This is a genomic window from Streptomyces glaucosporus (genome assembly GCF_039533345.1).
GTDB lineage: Bacteria > Actinomycetota > Actinomycetes > Streptomycetales > Streptomycetaceae > Streptomyces > Streptomyces glaucosporus.
The window spans coordinates 1-19,136 of record NZ_BAAATJ010000037.1 but is presented as its reverse complement, the minus strand read 5'-3'; the positions used below and the strand labels follow the sequence as shown (position 1 = coordinate 19,136).

General features: G+C 73.8%; 18 protein-coding genes. 11 read left to right on the top strand and 7 right to left on the bottom strand.

Going from position 1 to position 19,136, the window contains the following annotated elements; all coding sequences use genetic code 11:
* Positions 1–134 precede the first annotated feature (134 nt).
* The gene (locus ABD358_RS26610) at positions 135–1,136 is read left to right on the top strand and encodes a Ppx/GppA family phosphatase (RefSeq protein WP_344633704.1); all 1,002 of its coding nucleotides are present in this window, start codon (positions 135–137) and stop codon (positions 1,134–1,136) included.
* Positions 1,137–1,240: 104 nt separating this feature from the next.
* On the opposite strand, the gene ABD358_RS26605 is transcribed toward ABD358_RS26610, so the two are convergent.
* Positions 1,241–1,579, bottom strand: a complete 339-nt coding sequence (locus ABD358_RS26605) for a DUF3140 domain-containing protein (protein ID WP_425576433.1) — start codon at positions 1,577–1,579, stop codon at positions 1,241–1,243.
* Positions 1,580–1,947: 368 nt separating this feature from the next.
* Here ABD358_RS26605 and ABD358_RS26600 point away from each other — a divergent pair, with 368 nt between their 5' ends.
* Positions 1,948–2,058: a con-10 family general stress protein gene (locus ABD358_RS26600; protein WP_344633702.1), complete on the top strand. Its 111-nt coding sequence runs from the start codon at positions 1,948–1,950 to the stop codon at positions 2,056–2,058.
* A gap of 170 nt (positions 2,059–2,228) precedes the next feature.
* On the opposite strand, the gene ABD358_RS26595 is transcribed toward ABD358_RS26600, so the two are convergent.
* Positions 2,229–3,182, bottom strand: a complete 954-nt coding sequence (locus tag ABD358_RS26595; protein WP_344633701.1) for a glycoside hydrolase family protein — start codon at positions 3,180–3,182, stop codon at positions 2,229–2,231.
* A gap of 284 nt (positions 3,183–3,466) precedes the next feature.
* Between ABD358_RS26595 and ABD358_RS26590 the strand changes: the two genes are divergently transcribed.
* Both ABD358_RS26590 and ABD358_RS26585 read left to right on the top strand, forming a co-directional pair.
* A complete protein-coding gene (locus ABD358_RS26590) occupies positions 3,467–5,230 on the top strand; it encodes an ABC transporter ATP-binding protein (RefSeq protein ID WP_344633700.1) in 1,764 nt (587 codons plus the stop codon).
* Between the two features lie 139 nt (positions 5,231–5,369).
* On the top strand, positions 5,370–5,789 hold the full coding sequence (locus ABD358_RS26585; RefSeq protein ID WP_344633699.1) for a PPOX class F420-dependent oxidoreductase: 420 nt from the start codon (positions 5,370–5,372) through the stop codon (positions 5,787–5,789).
* 80 nt (positions 5,790–5,869) lie between these two features.
* Here the strand turns inward: ABD358_RS26585 and ABD358_RS26580 are convergent, their stop codons facing one another.
* Positions 5,870–7,174 (bottom strand): MFS transporter, encoded by a 1,305-nt coding sequence (locus ABD358_RS26580; protein WP_344633698.1) that lies wholly within the window; start codon positions 7,172–7,174, stop codon positions 5,870–5,872.
* A gap of 411 nt (positions 7,175–7,585) precedes the next feature.
* Positions 7,586–8,023: a hypothetical protein gene (locus ABD358_RS26575; RefSeq protein ID WP_344633697.1), complete on the bottom strand. Its 438-nt coding sequence runs from the start codon at positions 8,021–8,023 to the stop codon at positions 7,586–7,588.
* Positions 8,024–8,143: 120 nt separating this feature from the next.
* Here ABD358_RS26575 and ABD358_RS26570 point away from each other — a divergent pair, with 120 nt between their 5' ends.
* From ABD358_RS26570 to ABD358_RS26560, 3 genes are all read left to right on the top strand, one after another.
* Positions 8,144–9,055, top strand: coding sequence for an oxygenase MpaB family protein (locus ABD358_RS26570; RefSeq protein WP_344633696.1), 912 nt, complete (start codon positions 8,144–8,146; stop codon positions 9,053–9,055).
* 62 nt (positions 9,056–9,117) lie between these two features.
* Positions 9,118–9,429 carry a hypothetical protein gene (locus ABD358_RS26565; protein WP_344633695.1) on the top strand — a complete coding sequence of 104 codons (312 nt, stop codon included), beginning with the start codon at positions 9,118–9,120 and terminating at the stop codon, positions 9,427–9,429.
* 96 nt (positions 9,430–9,525) lie between these two features.
* On the top strand, positions 9,526–9,792 hold the full coding sequence (locus ABD358_RS26560) for a hypothetical protein (RefSeq protein ID WP_344633694.1): 267 nt from the start codon (positions 9,526–9,528) through the stop codon (positions 9,790–9,792).
* 91 nt (positions 9,793–9,883) lie between these two features.
* On the opposite strand, the gene ABD358_RS26555 is transcribed toward ABD358_RS26560, so the two are convergent.
* Positions 9,884–10,516, bottom strand: coding sequence for a CAP domain-containing protein (locus ABD358_RS26555; RefSeq protein ID WP_344633693.1), 633 nt, complete (start codon positions 10,514–10,516; stop codon positions 9,884–9,886).
* 589 nt (positions 10,517–11,105) lie between these two features.
* Here ABD358_RS26555 and ABD358_RS26550 point away from each other — a divergent pair.
* The 3 genes from ABD358_RS26550 (at position 11,106) to ABD358_RS26540 (ending at position 15,435) form a co-directional block, all read left to right on the top strand.
* Positions 11,106–11,702, top strand: coding sequence for a dihydrofolate reductase family protein (locus ABD358_RS26550; protein ID WP_344633692.1), 597 nt, complete (start codon positions 11,106–11,108; stop codon positions 11,700–11,702).
* A 664-nt stretch (positions 11,703–12,366) separates the two neighbouring features.
* Complete coding sequence (gene amrS, locus ABD358_RS26545; RefSeq protein ID WP_344633691.1) at positions 12,367–13,803, top strand: AmmeMemoRadiSam system radical SAM enzyme; 1,437 nt, start codon at positions 12,367–12,369, stop codon at positions 13,801–13,803.
* 126 nt (positions 13,804–13,929) lie between these two features.
* Entirely contained in the window at positions 13,930–15,435 is a 1,506-nt protein-coding gene (locus ABD358_RS26540) for a radical SAM/SPASM domain-containing protein (RefSeq protein ID WP_344633690.1), read from the top strand.
* Positions 15,436–15,543: 108 nt separating this feature from the next.
* On the opposite strand, the gene ABD358_RS26535 is transcribed toward ABD358_RS26540, so the two are convergent.
* Positions 15,544–16,113: an LOG family protein gene (locus ABD358_RS26535; protein ID WP_344633689.1), complete on the bottom strand. Its 570-nt coding sequence runs from the start codon at positions 16,111–16,113 to the stop codon at positions 15,544–15,546.
* Between the two features lie 244 nt (positions 16,114–16,357).
* Here ABD358_RS26535 and ABD358_RS26530 point away from each other — a divergent pair, with 244 nt between their 5' ends.
* Positions 16,358–17,662: a phytase gene (locus ABD358_RS26530; RefSeq protein ID WP_344633688.1), complete on the top strand. Its 1,305-nt coding sequence runs from the start codon at positions 16,358–16,360 to the stop codon at positions 17,660–17,662.
* A gap of 120 nt (positions 17,663–17,782) precedes the next feature.
* Here ABD358_RS26530 and ABD358_RS26525 read toward each other — a convergent pair whose 3' ends face one another.
* Complete coding sequence (locus ABD358_RS26525) at positions 17,783–19,006, bottom strand: GDSL-type esterase/lipase family protein (RefSeq protein WP_344633687.1); 1,224 nt, start codon at positions 19,004–19,006, stop codon at positions 17,783–17,785.
* Positions 19,007–19,136 lie beyond the last annotated feature (130 nt).

Genomic DNA, 19,136 nt, shown 5'->3' with positions numbered 1-19,136 from the left:
GGCTCTCGCGGCATTGGGCCCGGCGCGAAGCGGGAGCACGGGAGCACGCGCCGCGCTTCCGCTCCGGCACCCCTGCTTCGGAGCGCGCGAAGTGCGACGGCATGCCGGACGGGGACCCGGGGCACGAGCATTCCATGCGTCTGGCGGTTGTGGATGTGGGGTCCAATACGGTGCGGCTGGCCGTGGCCGACGGCGACGGTGACATACCGCTGCCGGTGCACACGGCCAAGAGGCGGCTGCGGCTCGCCGAACACGTCGAACCGGACGGGCGGCTCGGCGAGCAGGCGGTGACCAGGCTGGTGGAGGCGGTCGCCGCGGCGAAGGAGGAGGCCGGCCGCTGGGGGGTGAGGAACCCCTTCGCCTTCGGCACCGCGATCATCCGGGACGCGCCCAACCGCCATCAGATCCTGCAGACCGTCCACAGCGAGACCGGCGTGCCCCTCTACGTCATGCCGGGCACGACGGAAGGCGCGCTGACCTTCCTGGCTGCCCGCCAGTGGATGGGGTGGCGGGCCGGGCCGATGGTGCTCCTGGACATCGGCGGAGGCTCGATGGAGGTGGCCTTCGGCCGCAGCAGGACCCCCGACTACGTAGCCTCCCTGCCCATCGGCGCGGGCCGGATGACCCGCGAGTACCTCGGCGCGGCGGATCCCCCGCCGGCCCGCGCGGTGCGGGAACTGCGCCGCCGCGTCCGCCACGAACTGCGGGACGTGGCGACCCGGATCCGCTGGGAGAGCCCCCGCACGGCCGTCGCGACCTCCCGCACGTTCCAGCAGCTGGCCCGCCTGTGCGGGGCGCCTCCGGGGAAGCGGGGACCCTTCGTCACGCGCCGCATCGCCCGTGAGGACCTCGGCGCGGCGGCGGAGACCCTCGCGGCGCTGCCCGCGGCGGAGCGCGCCGCCCTGCCCGGCATCTCCGCCTCCCGCGCCCGGCAGTCCCTGGCCGGGGCCGTGATCGCCCACACCGCGATGGAGTGCATGGAGATCGACAGCGTCACCCTCTCCCCGTGGGCCCTGCGCGAGGGCGTCATGCTCAAGCACCTCCAGGAGCAGGCGCCGCTCCGGAGCGGAACGGCCGTCGAGGCGCACCACACGATGGCCGCCGAGCTGCAGCCGGTTCCCCAGCCCGTCGACTGAGCCCGCGTCAGGACCCCCGCGACGCACCGCCCGCGGACTTCCGCGGGCGGTGCCGGGATGCCGTCCCGGCACCGCGCCGTGACGAGAGGGGCGGCGGCCCTCTTTCAGGACTTGACGGGCTTGAGCGGATCGTGTCCCAGTGTCATCAGGCGGTGGCGCCAGTTGGACTGACCCGCGGTGGGCTCCATGTCGGCGCCGCGCTCGGAGGCGACGGTGTCGACGACCTTGCGCATGACGCGGACGTCGTCGTCGGTGAGGTCCGTGCGCCGTTTGCCCAGGATCTCCAGCACACGGCGGCCGTTGGCCGTGCCCGCCTGGTCGGGCAGTTCCTCGGCGTCCTGTCCCGCGGACCGGGTCATGAGCCAGTCGCTCAGCTCCCGCGAGGTCATGTTCACCACCGAGTGGAACTCCTCCCACAACACATCCAGTTCCTGTTCGGGAATCCCGGCCACTTCCGTATCTCCCTTCCTGTTCCCGATGGTTCCGGTTGTTCCGGGTTTCCCGTGATCACCGGGGAAAACGGGCGGGCGGGGGAGGCCTTCCTCCGGTGCCGTGGGAGGACGGCGGCCGGGGGAGGCCGGTCACCGGCCGCCCCGCCGCCCGGCCGTTCCCTGGAGGGGGTTCGCCGCGTGCGGGAAGGAGGGTGCGGCGGAAGGCGGACGAGTCCTGTGACAACGGGAAGTGACCGACCGTCATGCAGGAAGGAAGAGGAGAACGCCGGAAAATGCGGGGGCAGGGGCGAATGTCCGCCAGTCGGCCGGGCGCCCGCGTCCGCGTAAGGCGCCAACGCGACGTGAGTGGAAGAGCAGTCATGGCAGCGGCCGACAACCCCAACGACTCCGGGAACTTCGCCGACGACCGCGAGCGGGCCGCCGAGACGGGCCGCAAGGGCGGTCAGGCGAGCGGCGGGAGCAACCGGTAAAACCCCGGCTCGCGCGGAACGCGGGGCATCGCGGGCGTCCCCTGCGGCCCGGGCCCGGCCCCTCGGGTGAACGGGAGGGACCGGGCCCGGGCCGTGTCCGGGGGACGTGCCGTTCCCCGCGGCGGCGTGCGGCCGGTCCGGCAAGGTCTTCCGGGGGCCCGGCCCGGCTCTCAGTCCGCAGCCGTGCCGCCCCGCCAGACGGGGACGGCGCCGGGACGCAGGCCGACGGAGAACGGCGCGTCCCGGTCGCAGACCAGACGGCCGCCGCGCACCGCGAGCGCGGCGGCCTGGACGGTCGAACGCTGCCCGCCTCCGGGCGAGGTGAAGTAGAACAGCACCGCGGAGTCACCCCGCCCGCGGGGCAGGGCCATCGCATGGTGGCCCGGCCCCTCGTCGTCCGGCCGGGCGCCGCCGCCGGCGAGGAGGGCGCCGGGTTGAGGGGTCCAGGCGGCCAGGTCGTCGGAGCGGTGGACCAGCAGTCCGGACCAGCCGTCGGTCAGCATCCAGTAGGAGTCGCCCAGCCGCAGCACGGTGGGCCCCTCCTGGGGGCGGTCGTCGGGCAGGGCGCGGCCCAGGGCCTCCCAATCACGGAGGTCGGGGGAGTCGGCGCAGTGGATGCGGCTGCCGTCCGCCTCGTCCTTGAACCACATCCGCCACCCGCCGCCGGGCAGCGGGTGCACACAGGCGTCGATGGTCCTGTCGCCCGGCAGGGGGAGGACGGAGGCGAACCGCCAGTTCTCCAGGTCCGCCGAGGTGTAGTGCAGGATGTTCCGCGGCCCGGTCCACGCGGTGCGCACACCGCGCAGGTACGTCACGTACATGTGGTACAGGCCGTCGTGCCACACGACTTCGGGTGCCCAGTAGGTGTTACGGCCCGGTTCGTGTTCCAGGCCCCGTGCGACGCCCCGGTACCGCCAGCTCGCGCCGCCGTCGTCGCTGACGGCGATGCCGATGTCCGTCCCGTGCACCCAGGCGACACCCTCCCCGCGGAAGGTGGCCCGGCGAGCGGTGTAGAACATCCACGCCTGCCCGGTCCCCCGGTGCAGGACGACGGTCGGATCGGCAGCGCCGTCGAGGCGGGGGTCGCGGAACAGGGGGGCGTCGGGGAGGCGGTCGGTGTTCATGGCGCACGAACCTCTCACGTTTCCCACTGATGGGAAAGCGCTCTCTAAGCGAGATGTTCCGGAGCGGGCTCCTGAGTGCCGCGCCTTTTCTTCGGTGCTCGCGGGGGAAGGGCGAGATATGTCTTCTAGGGTGGTTAAGGAAGGCATTCTTGGGGGTGCCGAGGGCGCCGGCCCGGGTCTGCTGCCCGCCATGGACTACGCTGAGAAACTCATAGCAAGGGCTTGCTGTGGTGGACTCGCCACGGAACCCCATCGCCGTGTCTCCCGAGGGAAAGGCTGTTGCCGTGGCGTCGTTCGAAGGTCCGCTCGACCGCCGCTACCACGGGGAGCACCCCGTCCGCACCCTCCTCTACCTCTTCCGGGACGACCGGTGGCGACTGGCGGCGGCGTGCGTGGTCTTCACGGTCAAGCACAGCCCGATCTGGCTGCTGCCGCTGGTCACCGCGGCCATCGTCGACACGGTCGTGATGCACCTGCCCCTCGGACGGCTGTGGAGCAGCGTGGGACTGACCGTGCTCATCCTGCTCGTCAACACCCCCCTGCACCTCCTGTGGGTCCGCCTCCTCCACGGAAGCGTGCGCCGCACCGGCACCGCCCTGCGCTCGGCGCTGTGCACCCGGATGCAGCAGTTGTCCATCGGCTATCACACGCGGACGAGCGCGGGCGTGCTCCAGACCAAGGTCGTCCGCGACGTGGAGACCGTCGAGCAGATGGTCCAGCAGACCTCGGAGACCGGACTGGGAGCCGTCACCGTGCTCGCCGGCGGCCTGGCCATCATCGCCGTGCGGACCCCGCAGTTCCTGCCGGTCTTCCTCCTCGTGGTCCCGGTCGCCGCACTGCTGGTGGCCCGGCTGCGCGGCCGGCTGCGCAGCCACAACGAGGACTTCCGGCAGGAGGTGGAGCACCTCTCCTCGCGGGTGAGCGAGATGACCCGCCTGATCACCATCACCCGCGCCCACGGCCTGGAACGCGACGCCCTGCGGCGCATGGACGACACGCTGCGCCGCGTGCTCGACTCCGGCCGGCGCCTGGACCTCCTCAACGGCCGTTTCGCCTCGCTGTCCTGGGTCCTCCTCAACCTGCTCGGCATCTGCTTCCTCGGCGGCGCGGCCCTGATCGCGTACTTCGAGGTGTGGGCCATCACCCCCGGCGACGTGGTGATGCTCAGCGCGTTCCTCACCACCCTGACCAACTCCACCAGCACCCTGATGGGCCTCGCCCCGGTCGTCACCAAGGGGCTGGAGTCCGTGCGGTCCATCGGGGAGGTCCTGCAGGCCCCGGAACTGGAGCACAACGCGGGCAAGACCGAGGTGACCGAGGTGCGCGGCGCCGTGGAGTTCCGGCGGGTCCACTACGCCTATGACGGCGGAGCGCCCGCGGTGCGCGACTTCACCCTCTCCGTGGCCCCCGGCGAGACCGTCGCCCTCGTCGGCGCCTCCGGGGCCGGGAAGTCGACCGTGCTGAACCTCGTCATCGGGTTCATCCGCCCCACCTCCGGCCGCATCCTCCTCGACGGCGCCGACATGGACGACCTGGACCTGAGGACGTACCGGCACTTCGTCTCGGTCGTGCCCCAGGAGTCCATCCTCTTCGAGGGCACGGTCCGCGAGAACGTCGCCTACGGCATGGAGCACGCGGACGACGACACCGTGCGGCAGGCGCTGCGCGACGCCAACGCCCTGGAGTTCGTCGAGCGCCTGCCGCAGGGGTGGGACACGGTGGTCGGCGACAACGGGGCCCGGCTGTCCGGGGGGCAGCGTCAGCGGCTGGCCATCGCCCGGGCCCTGATACGCGATCCGCGGGTGCTGATCCTGGACGAGGCCACCTCGGCCCTGGACACCCGTTCCGAGGCGCTCGTCCAGCAGGCCCTGGGCCGGCTGGTGCGCGGCCGCACCACCTTCGTCGTCGCGCACCGGCTGTCCACCGTCCGGGGCGCCGACCGCATCGTCGTCATGCGGGACGGCGCGATCCAGGAGATCGGCTCCCACGAGGAACTGCTGCGCCGCGGCGGCGCCTACGCCGCCCTGCAGAGCGCGCAACTCGCCTGAGGCGCCGACCGCTCCACCGCGCGCCGCGCTCTCCGCCGGGGGCGGCCCCCACCGGGTCGCGAAGCCCGGGGCACCGTGTGATCATGAGGGCGGAAGACCGACCGGACGGCGAACGGCGACGCGTCGAGGAGTGCTGCGCATGTCGAAACCACCGCTTCCCGAAGCGGCAGTCACCCTGCTGGAGAAGGCCAATCCGGCCGTCATCACCACCCTGCGGTCCGATGGCCAGCCGGTGTCCACCGCCACCTGGTACCTGTGGGACGACGGCCGGGTGCTGGTCAACATGGACGAGGGCCGCAAACGGCTGCAGCACGTGCGCGACGACCCCCGGGTCACGCTCACCGTGCTCGCCGACGGCGACTGGTACACGCACGTCACCCTCATCGGCCGCGTCGCCGAGATCCGCGAGGACGAGGAACTGGCCGACATCGACCGGCTGGCCCGCCACTACCTCGGGAAGCGGTATTCGCAGCGGGACCGCCGCCGGTTCAGCGCCTGGATCGAGATCGACCGCTGGCACGGCTGGGGAGCCCTGAAGGACAACGACCAGCCCGGCTGACGCGGGCCCGGCCCGGCGGACGGACGACCGCGGGCCGCGGGGCCCGGGGCGGCGGCGAGCCGGCCCGGGCCCCCGCACGGTCAGCCGCGGGCGGCGGAGCGCTCGGCCTCGACCTGCTCCAGCGGCTTCCCCGTGGTGTCCGGCAGGAAGAGCCCGATCACCGCGCAGACGGCCAGGGACGCGGTGAGGAACGCCGCGACGGTGGAGATGCCGGTCGCCGCGAGGGTCGGCACGAAGAAGGACCAGACACCCAGGACGACGCGGGACGTGCCGAAGGTGATGCCCTGCGCGGTGCCGCGCAGCAGGGTGGGGAAGAGCTCCTGGCTGTACGTCTTGTAGACCGCCTCCCCGGCCAGTGCCTGGCCCACGCCGAAGAGGACCACGTTGAGGACGATCACCGGGACGGTGAAGTCGGCGAAGAGGAACACCCCGTACGCGGCCACCTGCATCACCGAGCCGGCGGCCCACATCACCTGGCGGTGCCGGTGGCTGCGGTCGGCCAGCCGCATGTAGAAGGCGACCGAGCCGACGATGACCAGGGCGAAGCTCGCGCAGGAGAGCAGCACGCCGGTGGCCTGGCCGCCCGCGCCGAGGGTCTTGACCATGTACGGGGTGAACGCGCCGTTGGTGCCGGCCGCGAGGTTCCAGAACAGGTAGATCCCGCCGGTCAGCAGCATGGCCTGGAGGTGCGGGCCGCTGAACAGGTCGCGCACCCGGGCCCGGGCCGCCGCCCCCGACCGGGCGGCGGCCTGCCAGGTGGCCGACTCGACCATGCCCCTGCGCAGCAGGTAGGTCAGGACGGCCGCCGCGAACAGCGACAGGAAGACGATGCGGATGCCCAGCAGGCCGAGGTCCGACAGCGCCCAGGCCAGCAGGAGCACGACCACCGGGCCCAGGCTCCAGCTCACCTGGGTGAAGCCGAGCAGCCTGCCGCGCGCCCTGGCGGGGGAGAACTCGCCGACCAGGGCCAGGGAGGTGGGCACGTCCGCGCCGACGGCGAGGCCGACGACGAAGGTTCCCGCGAAGAGCATCACGGGGCCCGTCGCGAAGGCGATGAGCAGGATGGCGCCCGCGTACACGAGCAGGTCGTACTGGTAGATGCGTTTGCGCCCGAGCCTGTCGCCGAGCCGTCCCCCGACGAAGGCGCCGATGGCCGCGCCGATGGCGTTGGGGCCGATGGCGGCCAGCGCGCCGGTGAGGTGGTCCGACAGGCCGTACTCGGCCTGGAACAGCGCCAGGCCGGAGCTGATCGCGACGATCGACCCCGCGTCGAGGTAGGAGGCCATTCCGGCCAGGATCGTCCACTTCCACTGGCGGCGGGTGACCGTGCCGTCGCCGGCCCGGGGACCGCCGACGGCCGGCGGCGTGTTCTGCGCGGATGTCACGCGGACTCCTTCGTCCTGTGCGGAGGGGCGCCCGGGGCGCGCCGCCCCGCCTGCCGCCGGGGAGCGCGCGCCACCCCGGCAGCCTTGGAGGGCACCGGGTTCTGACGGTTGATTGAAACGAATCAACCATGGCTTCCCACAGGGGAGCGGTCAAGGGCCGCGGATGATCTTCCGGTCGTCACGCTCGCCACAGCCGGGACGAATGCAGGGAAAACGGCCTCCACGCCCTCGGCCGGTTGCGAGGGGGAGGGCGTTCGGCATGGCACGCCCCGTCCCTCGATTGAAATCTTTCATCCGCTCATCCGCTGCGGTCGGCCGGATACGGCGGGGCCGCCCCGGCGCGCGGCCCGGTCCGCCCGGACCGGTGCGGGGAGACGCCGGGAAGGGCGCGCGGGCGCCCGCCGCCGTCGGTCAGCCGGCGGCCGGTCCGCCCGTGCCGTAGTACTGGTCGCGGCCGCAGCCGGGCACGTCGCTGTACTCGAACAGCACGTCCAGGCGGGCCACGTACTCGCGGACCCATCGCCGGTAGACCGCCACGGCCTCCCCGAGGGAGTCGGCGACGCAGGCACGGCCGCGGTCCGCGGTGGCCTCGACGACCAGCCGGCCCTCCGCTCCGTCGTCCCGGCCCACCCAGATCTGCTCCAGAGGCTGCGAGGGCCCGCCCCCCGAGGAGGAGTGCAGCAGGTTCCCCTCCGGGCCGATCTCCGGCCAGGCGGCGAGCCCGGCCAGGCGGTCGTGGTGCCCCCGGGCGAGGCCGTCCAGCCCGGACATGGTGTCGTACAGCAGACGCACGGTGACCCCCGAACCCCTGTGGCGCCCCGCGGCGCCCTCGCCGCCAGTGTCCTCCACACCCGCCGGCACCCCGCGGGGCCGTCCGGGGACACACCCCGGACGGCCGCCCTCCGCGCCCGGGACGACGGGCCCCCACGCCCGGCCCGCCGGTGCGGCCGGAAGCGTAGAGTGGCGGACATGGATGCCGACATACCGGGCATTCCCGGTCTCGACGCGGTGCGCCGCCGCCTGGGCGCGGAACTGTTCGCCCGGGTCGCGGGGCCGCGGGGACCGGCCAACCGGGCCCGCATCCACGACACCCCCGGACCCCGCTGGTTCGGGCCCGACCGGCCGATCCGGACGGTGCACGGCGACGCGTCCATGTTCACGGGCGGCCTGCGGGCGCTGCTGCTCCAGTCCCTCCACCCCCTGGCCATGGCCGCGGTCGCGGCGCACTCGGGCTACCGCGGCGACCCCTGGGGCCGGCTGCAGCGCACCAGCACCTTCCTGGCGGTGACGACGTTCGGCACCGCCGAGGACGCGCGGCGGGCGGTCGAGCGGGTGAGGGCCGCACACGCCCGGGTGCACGGCACCACTCCGGACGGCGAGGAGTACGCCGCCTCCGACCCGCACCTGCTCGGCTGGGTGCACGCCGCCGAGGTCGACAGCTTCCTGCGCGCCCACCGGCGCTACGGCGCCCGGCGGCTGGACGACGACGCGTACGACGGGTACGTCGCCGACGCCGCCCGGGTGGCCGAGGCCCTCGGCGTGCCCGACCCGCCCGGCGACCAGGCCGAACTCGCCGTGAGGCTCGACGGCTACCGCCCCGAACTGCGGGCCACCCCGCAGGCCCGGGAAGCCGCCCGCTTCCTGCTCCTGCGGCCCCCGCTGCCGTGGATCGCCCGCCCGCCGTACGCGGTGCTGGCCGCCAGCGCCGCGGCTCTGCTGCCCCGCTGGGCCCGCGAGCCGCTGGGGCTGCCGTACCTCCCGGTCGTCGAGGAGACCGCCGTACGCCTGGCCGGGCACGGGCTGACCGGGGCGATCCGCTGGGCGATGACGCCCCCGCCGCAGCCGCCCGCCACCGCCGGGGCCGTGCGGACGGACGGGTGACGCGCGGCGCCGCGGAGGAGCTGGGCAGGCATGGAGGGGACCCGGCCGGTCACCCGTCCACCATGAACGATTCCGCGCACACGCCCGCCGCCGCACCGTCGGACGAGCAGGTCGTCGAACGTCTGGTACCGGTGTGGCTGGAGGAGGCGGCACGCCACGACGAACGGATGGCCGGACGGGCCGGGCGGGAGTGGGAGGAGGGCCGGCTGTCCTCCGAGACCGCCCGGGAACTGGCCGACTGGGTCACGGCCCGCGTCACCGACACCGGCTTCAACGAGGACGAGGGACCCGCGCCCGGCGGCCCCGTACGCGTCAGCGTCGCCGACAAGACGGCGGTCCACCGATGGCTGGCCGCCCACGGGCACGACGTGTAGGGGCGGACGGGAGCCGGGAACGCCCGGGGAGGGCCGGGACGGGAGCGCCCCGGGGGCCGGCGCGGGATGTCGGTGCCGGCTGGGATGCTGCCTGGCATGGACGAGGAGGAATTCCTGAGAGGCCGTGTCTACGGCGCGGACCCGGAGGACCCGGGGCCGCGGCCCGGACGTGTGTACCGGGAACTGGTCGGCGGCCCCCTGGACGGGCTGCTGCTGGACGTCACGGACTGGGAGGACGCGCAGCCGCGCCAGGCCATGGCCCTGGCCACCGAGCTCGGGTCCTTCGGCAGCGGGGGCCGTGCCCTCTACGAGCCGCGCCGGGGCGATCCGCGGCGCTGGGACTGGCGCGGCGACATCCCCTGAGCGTGCCGCCGGCCCGGCCGGCGGCACGCTCAGGGGATCCTCCGGGTGGGGGCGGGACCGCGGTCCCGCCCCCACCCGCACCCGTCCGTCCCTACCGGGCGGTGCCGAAGTCCTGCGTCCAGTAGTTGCCGGGCTGGGCCAGGCCGACACCGATCTCCTTGAACGCGCAGTTCAGGATGTTGCGCTTGTGGCCGGGGCTGGTCATCCAGCCCTCCATGACGCTCTCGGGGGTCCGGTAGCCGTAGGCGACGTTCTCGCCGTAGGTCCTCCACGTGTAACCGGCCTTCTCGATCCGGTCGCCGGGGGAGGAGCCGTCGGAGCCCGTGTGGGACATGTTCCTGTGCTCGGCCATGTCCTGGCTGTGGGCCTGGGCGGCCTGGGTGAGCTTCTCGTTCACCTTCAGCGGCGCGCACCCGGCCTTCTGGCGCTCGCTGTTGGCCAGCTCCACGACACGGGCCGCGGCATCGCCCGCCGGGGCGGCGGAAGCGGAGGCGCTCGGGGAGGTGGTGGGCGTCTGCGACGCGCTCGCGGCGGGCCGCGGGGTCCAGGCGGTCCTGGCCGGCCGCTCGTCGGCGGACGCGCGCTGCCAGAAGGGGTACCAGCCGTTGGCGGACCCCGATCCGCCCCCGTACGCCGTGGCGGCGGTGGGCACTCCCACGGCGGCCGCGGCGATGACCGCGATGGATATCTTCCGGTAGTGCCTCGTCCTGCGGTGCTTGCTCATGGGTGACCTCGATCGGTGAGTCGCGGAGCGCCCCTGGTGCGGCCGGCTCCGCACAATCCCGCTTCTGAGCTGCGGGAATGCCGTGCGGATCGTCATTGTGGAAACCGCCGGGCACGTGGGGCAACGAGCGTTGCTACTACCTCCGCTCGTAGGGGCCCGCGCCCCTTGCGGAGGGCGTGGGGACGTGCTGGGCCGGACGCCGGGGGCGCCCGGGAAGACCTGTCGGGCCGTCACGGACCGTCCGGTGCCGCGCGAGTGGGCGAGCGCGCCGAGCGGGGCGCGGGGTGTGGGGCCGTGGACGGGGTGCGTCCGTGACAAGAAGGGCAAACGGCGTATACCGCCCGAGTTCATCTACTATTCCGCAGGCTTAGTACCGATCGCGGCCGTGACGGATGTCACGGCGGACGCGTGCGGGCCCCGGTTCCGCCCGGCCGCTCCCGCCGTGCCGGAGGGGCTGGGCGGCGGCACGCGGCCGCGTGTGACACACATCACCCGTCCGGGTCCGGGGGGAGCGATGAGTCCGCAGCGGCGCGGCGGTCCCCACTGCCGCGACCCCGGAACGGAGAAAGACGGAAGAGGAGCGAGTTCGGTGCGCATCGTGATCTGCGAGTTCATCAGCCTGGACGGTGTCGTGCAGGCGCCGGGCGGTCCCGAGGAGGACACCGACGGGGGCTTCTCCCACGGAGGCTGGACGCACCCGTTCTTCGACCCGGAGGTGGTGGGCGGCGCCTTCGACGACACGGTGAGCCGGGCCGGGGCGCTGCTGTTCGGACGCCGCACGTGGCAGACGATGGCCGCGGCATGGCCCGGGCGCGCGGGGGACCCGTTCGCCGACCGGATGAACTCCCTCCCCAAGTACGTCGTGTCCCGGACGCTCGGCGACGACGAGCTGACCTGGAACAACACCACACGCATCCCGGGCGACGAGGCCGTCGCCCGCATCCGGGAACTGCGCGGGGAGGACGGCGGCGACGCGGTGGTCATGGGGAGCGCCACCCTCGCCCGCACCCTCCTGCACGAGGCGCTGGCCGACGAACTCCGGCTCATGGTCATGCCGGTGCTCCTCGGCGGCGGGAAGAGGATCTTCCCCGACGACGGGGCGCTGCGCACGCTGGAACTGGTCTCCACGGTCACCAGCGGCACGGGCGTGAACGTGTGCACCTACCGGCCGGTCGCCGGGAGGTAGGGCGGGCGCCCGCCCGGGCCCGCCGGCCCCGCTCCCGAACACGGGCCACCGCCCCCGGGCGGCCGGACGTGCTCCCCGCGGGCATCCGGGCCGCAGGACATCCGGGAGTGGGCGCGGGCCGCGCACAGCGGCGCGCGGGGAGGGGGTGTCCGCCCCCGCGCGAGGACCGGGTTTCGGTCGTCCCTCCAGACACACCGCCCGCAGGGGAAACCGGAGTCCGGTCCCCGCCGGGCCGGCCGGGCGGGAATCCACCGGCCGCGGAGACGGACGCGCCGGTCGGGGGCCTCCACCGGTACGGGGAACCCGACCGCGGCCTCGATGGCCGGAACCGTGCCGGCCGGGTCCGGCGGCGTCGGAGAGCTCCTTGACGGAGTACGGGCGTCCCACGAAGCTTGGCGCAACCGCGCGGCCGTCCTCCTCCTCCGCATCCCCCGGCGACCGACACCTCTGCTCCGACTCGCACGGCATCTTCCAGCACGCATGCGACCGGGCGCACGACACCGGGGACGCCCCGACCTCCGCCACCGCTGAACCGTGGGAGGGACGTCCGGAACCGGGCGCGTGCGGCCCGCGAGCCGCCGTCCCCGCGGCCCTCCGTCCGCGGGCGGAGCCCCGGCCCGTCCCGCACGCTCTCCTGCCCGCACCCCCGCCGGAAGGACAGCCAGTGACGAACACCACCTGGAACAGGGAACCCCGCCCCGCCCGCCTGGAGGAGCGGCTGGACGACGGTGTCGTCCGGTGCCGCCTCAGCCCCCGGAACTGCCGGATACGACCCGGCCAGCACGGTTTCTGCATGGTGCGGGCGAACCGCGACGGGCGCCTGGTGACCCTGAACTACGGGCGCTCGGTCCACGCCACGGAGGAGACCATCGAAACCGAGGCGGTGTTCCACTACGCGCCGGGCGCCCGGATCCTCTCCATGGGCAACGTGGGCTGCATGCTCAACTGCGACTACTGCCACAACTGGAAGACCTCGCAGGCGCGCCACGTGGAGGACAAGGACGTCCACCACTACACCCCCGAAGAGGTCGTCGACATCGCCGTCCGGCACGGCATCGAAGTGATCTCCTGGACCTACAACGACCCGGTGGTGTGGCACGAGTTCGTCGTGGAGACGGCCGCTCTCGCGAAGGCCGCGGGGATCGTCAACCTCTACAAGTCCGCGTTCTTCATCAGCGGCGAGGCCATCGAGGAACTGATCCCGGTCATCGACATCTTCTCGGTGTCGATCAAATCCCTCGACCCGAAGTACTACCGGAGGATCACCAAGGGCTGGCTGGAACCGGTACTGGAAGGGACGGAGCAGGTCTTCCGCGCCGGCAGGCACGTCGAGGTGTCCACGCTGATGGTCACCGACCTCAGCGACGACGAGAAGACCGCCCGCGACATGGCGGCCTTCGTCGGCGAGCGGCTGAGTCCCGAGGTCCCCACCCACTTCGTGCGCTTCCATCCCGACTACAAGATGACCCGCACCGTCCGCACCCCGGTGGACCGCCTGGAACGGGCCCGCAGGGCCGCCCTCGACATGGGGCTGCACCACGTCTACCTGGGGAACGTCTACGACACCGAGTCGACCGACACCCGGTGCCGCCGGTGCGGCACGCTCCAGGTCACCCGGTACGGCCTCAGCGCCGACCTCGTGGGCCTGGACGGCGACGGCGACTGCGCCGGGTGCGGCGCACCGGCGCCCCTCACGCTCCTGCCCGGCGCCCGGCACCGGCCCCGGGTGGCGGAGCCGCCCTCCGACGAGGACCTGGACGTGGCGCACTTCGACTGGCACGGGGACATCCGCGCCCTGCACGTCCAGGTGCGCAACGCCTCCGACGCCCCGGCCAGGGTCTACCACCGCCGCTACGGCGACCCCGCCGCGGCCCCGGACTGGGACGTCATCGACCTCGCACCGCGGGAGAGCTTCCGGTACATCGCGGCCAAGAGCACCCCCGACGAGACCGGCGTCCAGGTGGCCGTCCCCCGCCGGTGCACCTCCAGCCTCCACCAGGTCTTCGACCGAGCCCACTTCCCGACGGTGGAGGCGGACGCCGGGGCGCTGAACGAGGACGTCTCCCCGCTGCCGCTGTTCCGGCCCCGCGCCGGACACTGAGCACGGCCCGGGCACGGCCGGGCACGGCCCCGGGAAACGCCGCGGAGGAGGCCGGGAAGGCTCGGGAAAAGGCCACGGAAAGACCGCGGAAAGGGCCGGGAAGGCCGGAAAGAGGGGAAGACGCCCATGAGACACCGGACCGACTACCGCGTCCTGCCGTTCAGCGACGACACCTCGGCCGTCTTCATCACCGGCAGCCACCGGCTGCTGCTCGCCCCGGCCGCCACCGCCGAACGCCTGGAATCCGGTGTGGACAGCCTCCTGCCGGAGGAGCGGCGGGCCTGGGACCGCCTGCGGACCGAAGCCGGCATCGGCGACGAGGCGAACCGGACCCGGCTGCGGAACAGCGCACTGTCCGACGGGGCCGACTTCGCGGTCAACGTCAATCTGACGAACGTCTGCAACCTCGCCTGCGCCTACTGCTTCGCCGAGGGCGGCGACTACGGGCGCATCACGGAGGCCATGGGGGAGCACTCCATCGGCTGGATCTTCGACTTCGTCCGCCGCCGGGCCGCCCCCGGCCGGCGGGTCCGCTTCGAGTTCTTCGGCGGCGAGCCCCTGGCCAACGCCGGAGTGATCCGGAAGATCTGCGAACGCGCCCGCGACCTCGCCGAACGCGAGGGCACCGAGTTCGTCCACCGGATCTCCACCAACCTCACCCTGCTGCCGCAGGGCGTCGAGGAACTCTTCCGCGACCACCGCTTCATCGTCTCGGTGTCGATCGACGGCGGCCGCCGGGTGCAGGACGCCAACCGCCCCTCCAAGAACGGCAGGGGATCCTACGACCGGATCGTCCGCAACCTGACCCGGCTCCGCCGCGCGTGCGGCGACGACATCACCCTGGTCGCGCGGATGACCATCGCCACGGCGGAACCGACGCTCACCGAGAACGTCCTCGACCTGTGGCGGCTCGACCTCTTCGACTACTTCCAGATCTACCCCGGCGTCTACCCGGTGGACCGGGACACGAAGGTGCCCGTCGCGCTGACGCTGGGCGACCGGAAACTCTCCGAACCGCGGGACGTCCGGTACATCAACCACTTCCTCCAGCCGGGCGTCGCGGAGCAGTTCCGGGACTTCCTGCTCCACTACCCGAACCTGTTCTCGCCGGAGAACCGGTTCAAGGGCGTGCTGGAGTACGAGCGGACCGTGCAGATGATCACCGAGGGCGCGACGGCGCTCGCCTTCTGCTCGGGAGGGCGCACGTACTACACGCACTCCCCGGACGGCAGCATCAGCCCCTGCCACCGCCTGGTCGGCGACCGGAGCTTCGACGTGGGCACCGGACCGGAGGGGATCACCCGCGAGCACCCCGAATGGCGGCGCACGGTGGACGAACACCCGGTGTGCGGCGCGTGCTGGGCCCGCTACCTGTGCGGCGGGGGATGCCGTCAGGAGAACCACGTGGCGACCGGGGACCTCAACGACCTCAACCGGGAATCGTGCCAGTACCAGCTGATGCTGGCCGAGGAGGTCATCAGGATGCTGGCCAGGTCCGCGGCCGACTACCGCGAGAGGTCACGCGCCCGGTACGACGACCTGTTCGTCTCGTGCGGCCGTCCGGTCGTCCCCAACGGCCGGCGGCCCCTCGACCCGGCGGCCGACCACCGGCCCTTCCGGGTCCTGTGCTGACACCCTCCTCCCGCCGTCCCCGGGGCGGCGCCGGGCACGGGGACGGCCTCCGGTGCCGGACCCGGTCCGCGGGGCGGGCGTACCGCGCCGCTCCGGCCGCGGGGGCCCTCAGGGGTCCGTCTCCGTCCAGGTGTAGTCCGGGGGCCGGTAGTCGGCGCAGCGTTCCAGCAGGCGGTCCAGGTCCGACTCCACGATCAGCATCCGCCGGTAAGGGGCGCGCAGGAACCCCTCGGCGACCATGTGGTCGACGAAACGCAGCAGCGGAGCGTAGTAGCCGTCGACGTCGAGCAGCCCCACCGGCTTCGCATGGAGGCCCAGCTGCCCCCACGTCCACGCCTCGAAGGTCTCCTCCAGGGTGCCCGCTCCACCGGGCAGCGCGACGAAGGCGTCGGACAGGTCGGCCATCAGGGCCTTGCGCCGGTGCAGGTCGGGCACCACGTGCAGCTCGCTCAGCCCCTCGTGGGCGACCTCCCACGCGACGAGCCCCTGCGGAATCACCCCGATCACCGAACCGCCGGCGGCCAGCGCGGCATCGGCGACCGCCCCCATCATCCCGACCCGGGCACCGCCGTAGACGATCCCGATGCCCCGGTCCGCCAGGGTGCGGCCGACCCGGCGAGCGGCCTCCAGATAGCCGTCGCCGCCGCCCGACGACCCGCAGAACACACAGATCCGCACGCCGGCACCTCCGATGCGGTCGACGACGCCCGGGAATGTCCACCGTAGGCGATTCCGGGCGGACCCGGCCCGGGGACGCCGACGGGCGAGGGGCGGTTCGGCGGGGGGCGGACGAGTACGGGCGAGTACACGGTACGGACCGGCCCGGTTGGGCGGTGCGACACCGCCCGGCAACCCCGCCGCCCCATGCTCCCGGGTGTCCCGCATCCCCGTACCGCCGCACCCCGACCCGGAGGAGACGTCCGTGACCGTGCGCCGATCAGGCCGACTGGCGACGCTGCTGCTGTGCACGGCCCTGGCGGCCCCGGCCGTGCCCGCCCACGCGGGCCCCGCCGCCCCGTCCGCCCTGCCCGCCGTCACACCCAGGGCCGAGACGGGCCCCCTCCACGACGACGAGCCGGGCGGCTACGCCGACGCCGACGACCCCGCCATCTGGCGCAACGCCGCCGACCCGGAGCGGAGCCTGGTCGTGGCCACGGCCAAGGAGGGCGGCCTGCGCGTCTACGACCTCGACGCCCGGCAGGTCCAGTCCGTCCCCGCGCCTCCGCCCGCCTCCCCCGGGGACGCCCCCGGCCGCTTCAACAACGTCGACCTCCTCCACGGCGTGCGGCTGCCGTCCGGGCGCGCCGACCTCGCCGTGGTCAGCGACCGCGGCCACGACCGCCTGCGCGTCTACCGCATCGACCGCGACCGCCCCGGCGGGCCGCTCACCGACGTCACCGACCCCGCGGCGGCCCCGGTCTTCTCGGCGGACCAGGACGAGATCAACGAGGAGGCCACCGCCTACGGCCTGGCCACCTGGACCGACCCCTCGACGGGCCGCTCCTACGCCCTGGTCAGCCGCAACAACCGCACCACCGTCGCACTGCTGGAGATCACCGCCGAGCCGGACGGCACGGTCGGCTACCGCCGGGTCCGCACCCTGGACCTGCCCTCGGCGTTCCGACTGCCCGACGGCTCCGACTGGTCCCCGTGCGGCGAGCCGGGCGAACTGCCGCAGGTCGAGGGCATGGTCGTCGACCCGGCCAACGGCATGCTCTACGCCGGCCAGGAGGACGTCGGGATCTGGCGGACGCGCGCCGACCTCACCGGCACACCCGTGCTGATCGACACCGTCCGCGAGTACGGCGTCCCGGCCGCGTACGACGAGGAGAGCGACGAGTGCCTGCCCACCGGGGCCGATCCGGGCTTCGGCGGCCGCCGGCTGGCGGCCGACGTGGAGGGGCTGACGCTGCTGACCGAGCGCGACGGCGACGGGTACGTCCTCGCCTCCAGCCAGGGCGACGACTCCTTCGCCCTCTACGACCGCGAGGTCGGGGACGGCAACGAGTACGAGGGCGGCTTCCGCGTCACGGCCGCCTCCCGGACCCTGGACGGCTCCCAGGAGTGCGACGGCGCCGCCGTGCTGAACGCGCCGCTGGGCCGTAAGTACCCCGACGGCCTGCTCGTCGTCCAGGACGGACAGGAGACCCCGGTGCGGGACGGCCGCGAGGCGACCGGTTTCAAGTTCGTCGACCTGGCCGACGTGATGGACGCCGTCGACGACTGAGCACAGCGCCCACGCCCCGGCACGCCACCGCGGCGCTCCTCGTCCGGCCCGCGGGAAGCGGAACCGGACGGGGGCAGCGGAGCCGGGCGGGGGCGCCCGTCCCGGGCGGCCCGGGGTGCCTCAGGAGGACCCGGGGGCGAACGGCCCGCCGGAACCGAAGGCCAGGGCGGCGAAGCGCTCACCGATGCGGCGGTGCGCGGCGGCGTCCGGGTGGAGTCCGTCGGGCAGCGGCAGCTCGGCGAAGTCCGCCGGGCCGTAGAGCTCGCGGCCGTCGAGGTAGTGGAGGTTCGCGTCGTCGGCCGCCCGCTGCCGCACGATGCGGGCCAGTTCGTCCCGGATGACGTTGAGCGTCAGCTTCCCGCCGGCCCGCTCGGCGGGATCGCCCATGGCCCGGAACCGGAGCTTCCCCTCGGCGAGGCCGCTGAGGTCCGGGGCGCTGGGCCCGGGGGTGTCCTCGTGGATCGGGCACAGGACGGGCGAGACGACCAGCAGCGGCACGGCGGGGTGCCCCTCGCGGACGGTGTCGAGGAAGCCGTGCACCGCCGGAGCGAAGGCGCGCAGCCGCATCAGGTCGGCGTTGACCAGATTGATGCCGATCTTGATGCTGATCAGGTCGGCGGGGGTGTCCCGCATGGCGCGGGCGGTGAACGGGTCGAGCAGGGCGCCGCCGCCCAGACCGAGGTTGACCGGTTCCACCCCGCCGAGGGAGGCGGCCAGCGCGGGCCAGGTCGTGGTGGGGCTCGCGGCGTCGGACCCGTGGCTGATCGAACTGCCGTGGTGCAGCCACACCCTGCGGCCCCGGTCCGGCACGGGCTCGACGGGAGCGTCGGTGCGCAGGGCGACCAGCTCGGTGATCTCGTTGTGCGGCAGCCAGACCTCGACGTCCTTCACGCGGCCGGGCAGGCCGGAGAACCGGACGGTGCCGACCGGCCCGGTCCGGGTCTCCACGGACCCGGTGGCCATGTCCATCAACAGGACATTGCCGCCGGTCGTACGGGCCTGCCCGGCGAGACGGCCGTCGACGAGCAGGTCGTACACGCCGTCGGGGCGGGGCGGGGCGCCCCTGTAGGCCATCCTGGTGCGCAGCGTGTCCAGCTCGACGGCGGTGGCCCGGGTGCGGAACACCAGCCGTACACCCGACGGCTGGGCCTCCGCCCTGGCCAGCTGCCCGTCGGCGCACTGCGCGCGGGCCCGGGCGGGCAGCCGGTGCGGCAGCACTCCGCGCCCGGTGCTCTCGACGTCGAGCGCGCCGCGCAGGAGGTCCGCGGTGACGGGAGTGGTGATCCAGCCCGTTGCCGGGGACGTGCCGGAGGGGCCGGGAGCGGGGTCGTGCGGGGTGTCCATCACCCCACCCTGTCACCCGGACACCCGGACGGCACACGGTTTTCCCGCCCGCCGCCCGCCGCCCGCCGCCCGCCGCCCGCCGCCCGCCGTGGGCAAGCCCAGCGCGGCGACGGCGGCGAACCGGTCGGCT

Excerpts from the sequence above, each read along its gene's own strand:
- ABD358_RS26610 (WP_344633704.1), top strand. The coding sequence starts at position 135 with ATGCGTCTGGCGGTTGTGGATGTGGGGTCCAATACGGTGCGGCTGGCC.
- ABD358_RS26600 (WP_344633702.1), top strand. The coding sequence starts at position 1,948 with ATGGCAGCGGCCGACAACCCCAACGACTCCGGGAACTTCGCCGACGAC.
- ABD358_RS26595 (WP_344633701.1), bottom strand. The coding sequence starts at position 3,182 with ATGAACACCGACCGCCTCCCCGACGCCCCCCTGTTCCGCGACCCCCGC.
- ABD358_RS26585 (WP_344633699.1), top strand. The coding sequence starts at position 5,370 with ATGTCGAAACCACCGCTTCCCGAAGCGGCAGTCACCCTGCTGGAGAAG.
- ABD358_RS26570 (WP_344633696.1), top strand. The coding sequence starts at position 8,144 with ATGGATGCCGACATACCGGGCATTCCCGGTCTCGACGCGGTGCGCCGC.
- ABD358_RS26565 (WP_344633695.1), top strand. The coding sequence starts at position 9,118 with ATGAACGATTCCGCGCACACGCCCGCCGCCGCACCGTCGGACGAGCAG.
- ABD358_RS26560 (WP_344633694.1), top strand. The coding sequence starts at position 9,526 with ATGGACGAGGAGGAATTCCTGAGAGGCCGTGTCTACGGCGCGGACCCG.
- ABD358_RS26555 (WP_344633693.1), bottom strand. The coding sequence starts at position 10,516 with ATGAGCAAGCACCGCAGGACGAGGCACTACCGGAAGATATCCATCGCG.
- ABD358_RS26540 (WP_344633690.1), top strand. The coding sequence starts at position 13,930 with ATGAGACACCGGACCGACTACCGCGTCCTGCCGTTCAGCGACGACACC.
- ABD358_RS26525 (WP_344633687.1), bottom strand. The coding sequence starts at position 19,006 with ATGGACACCCCGCACGACCCCGCTCCCGGCCCCTCCGGCACGTCCCCG.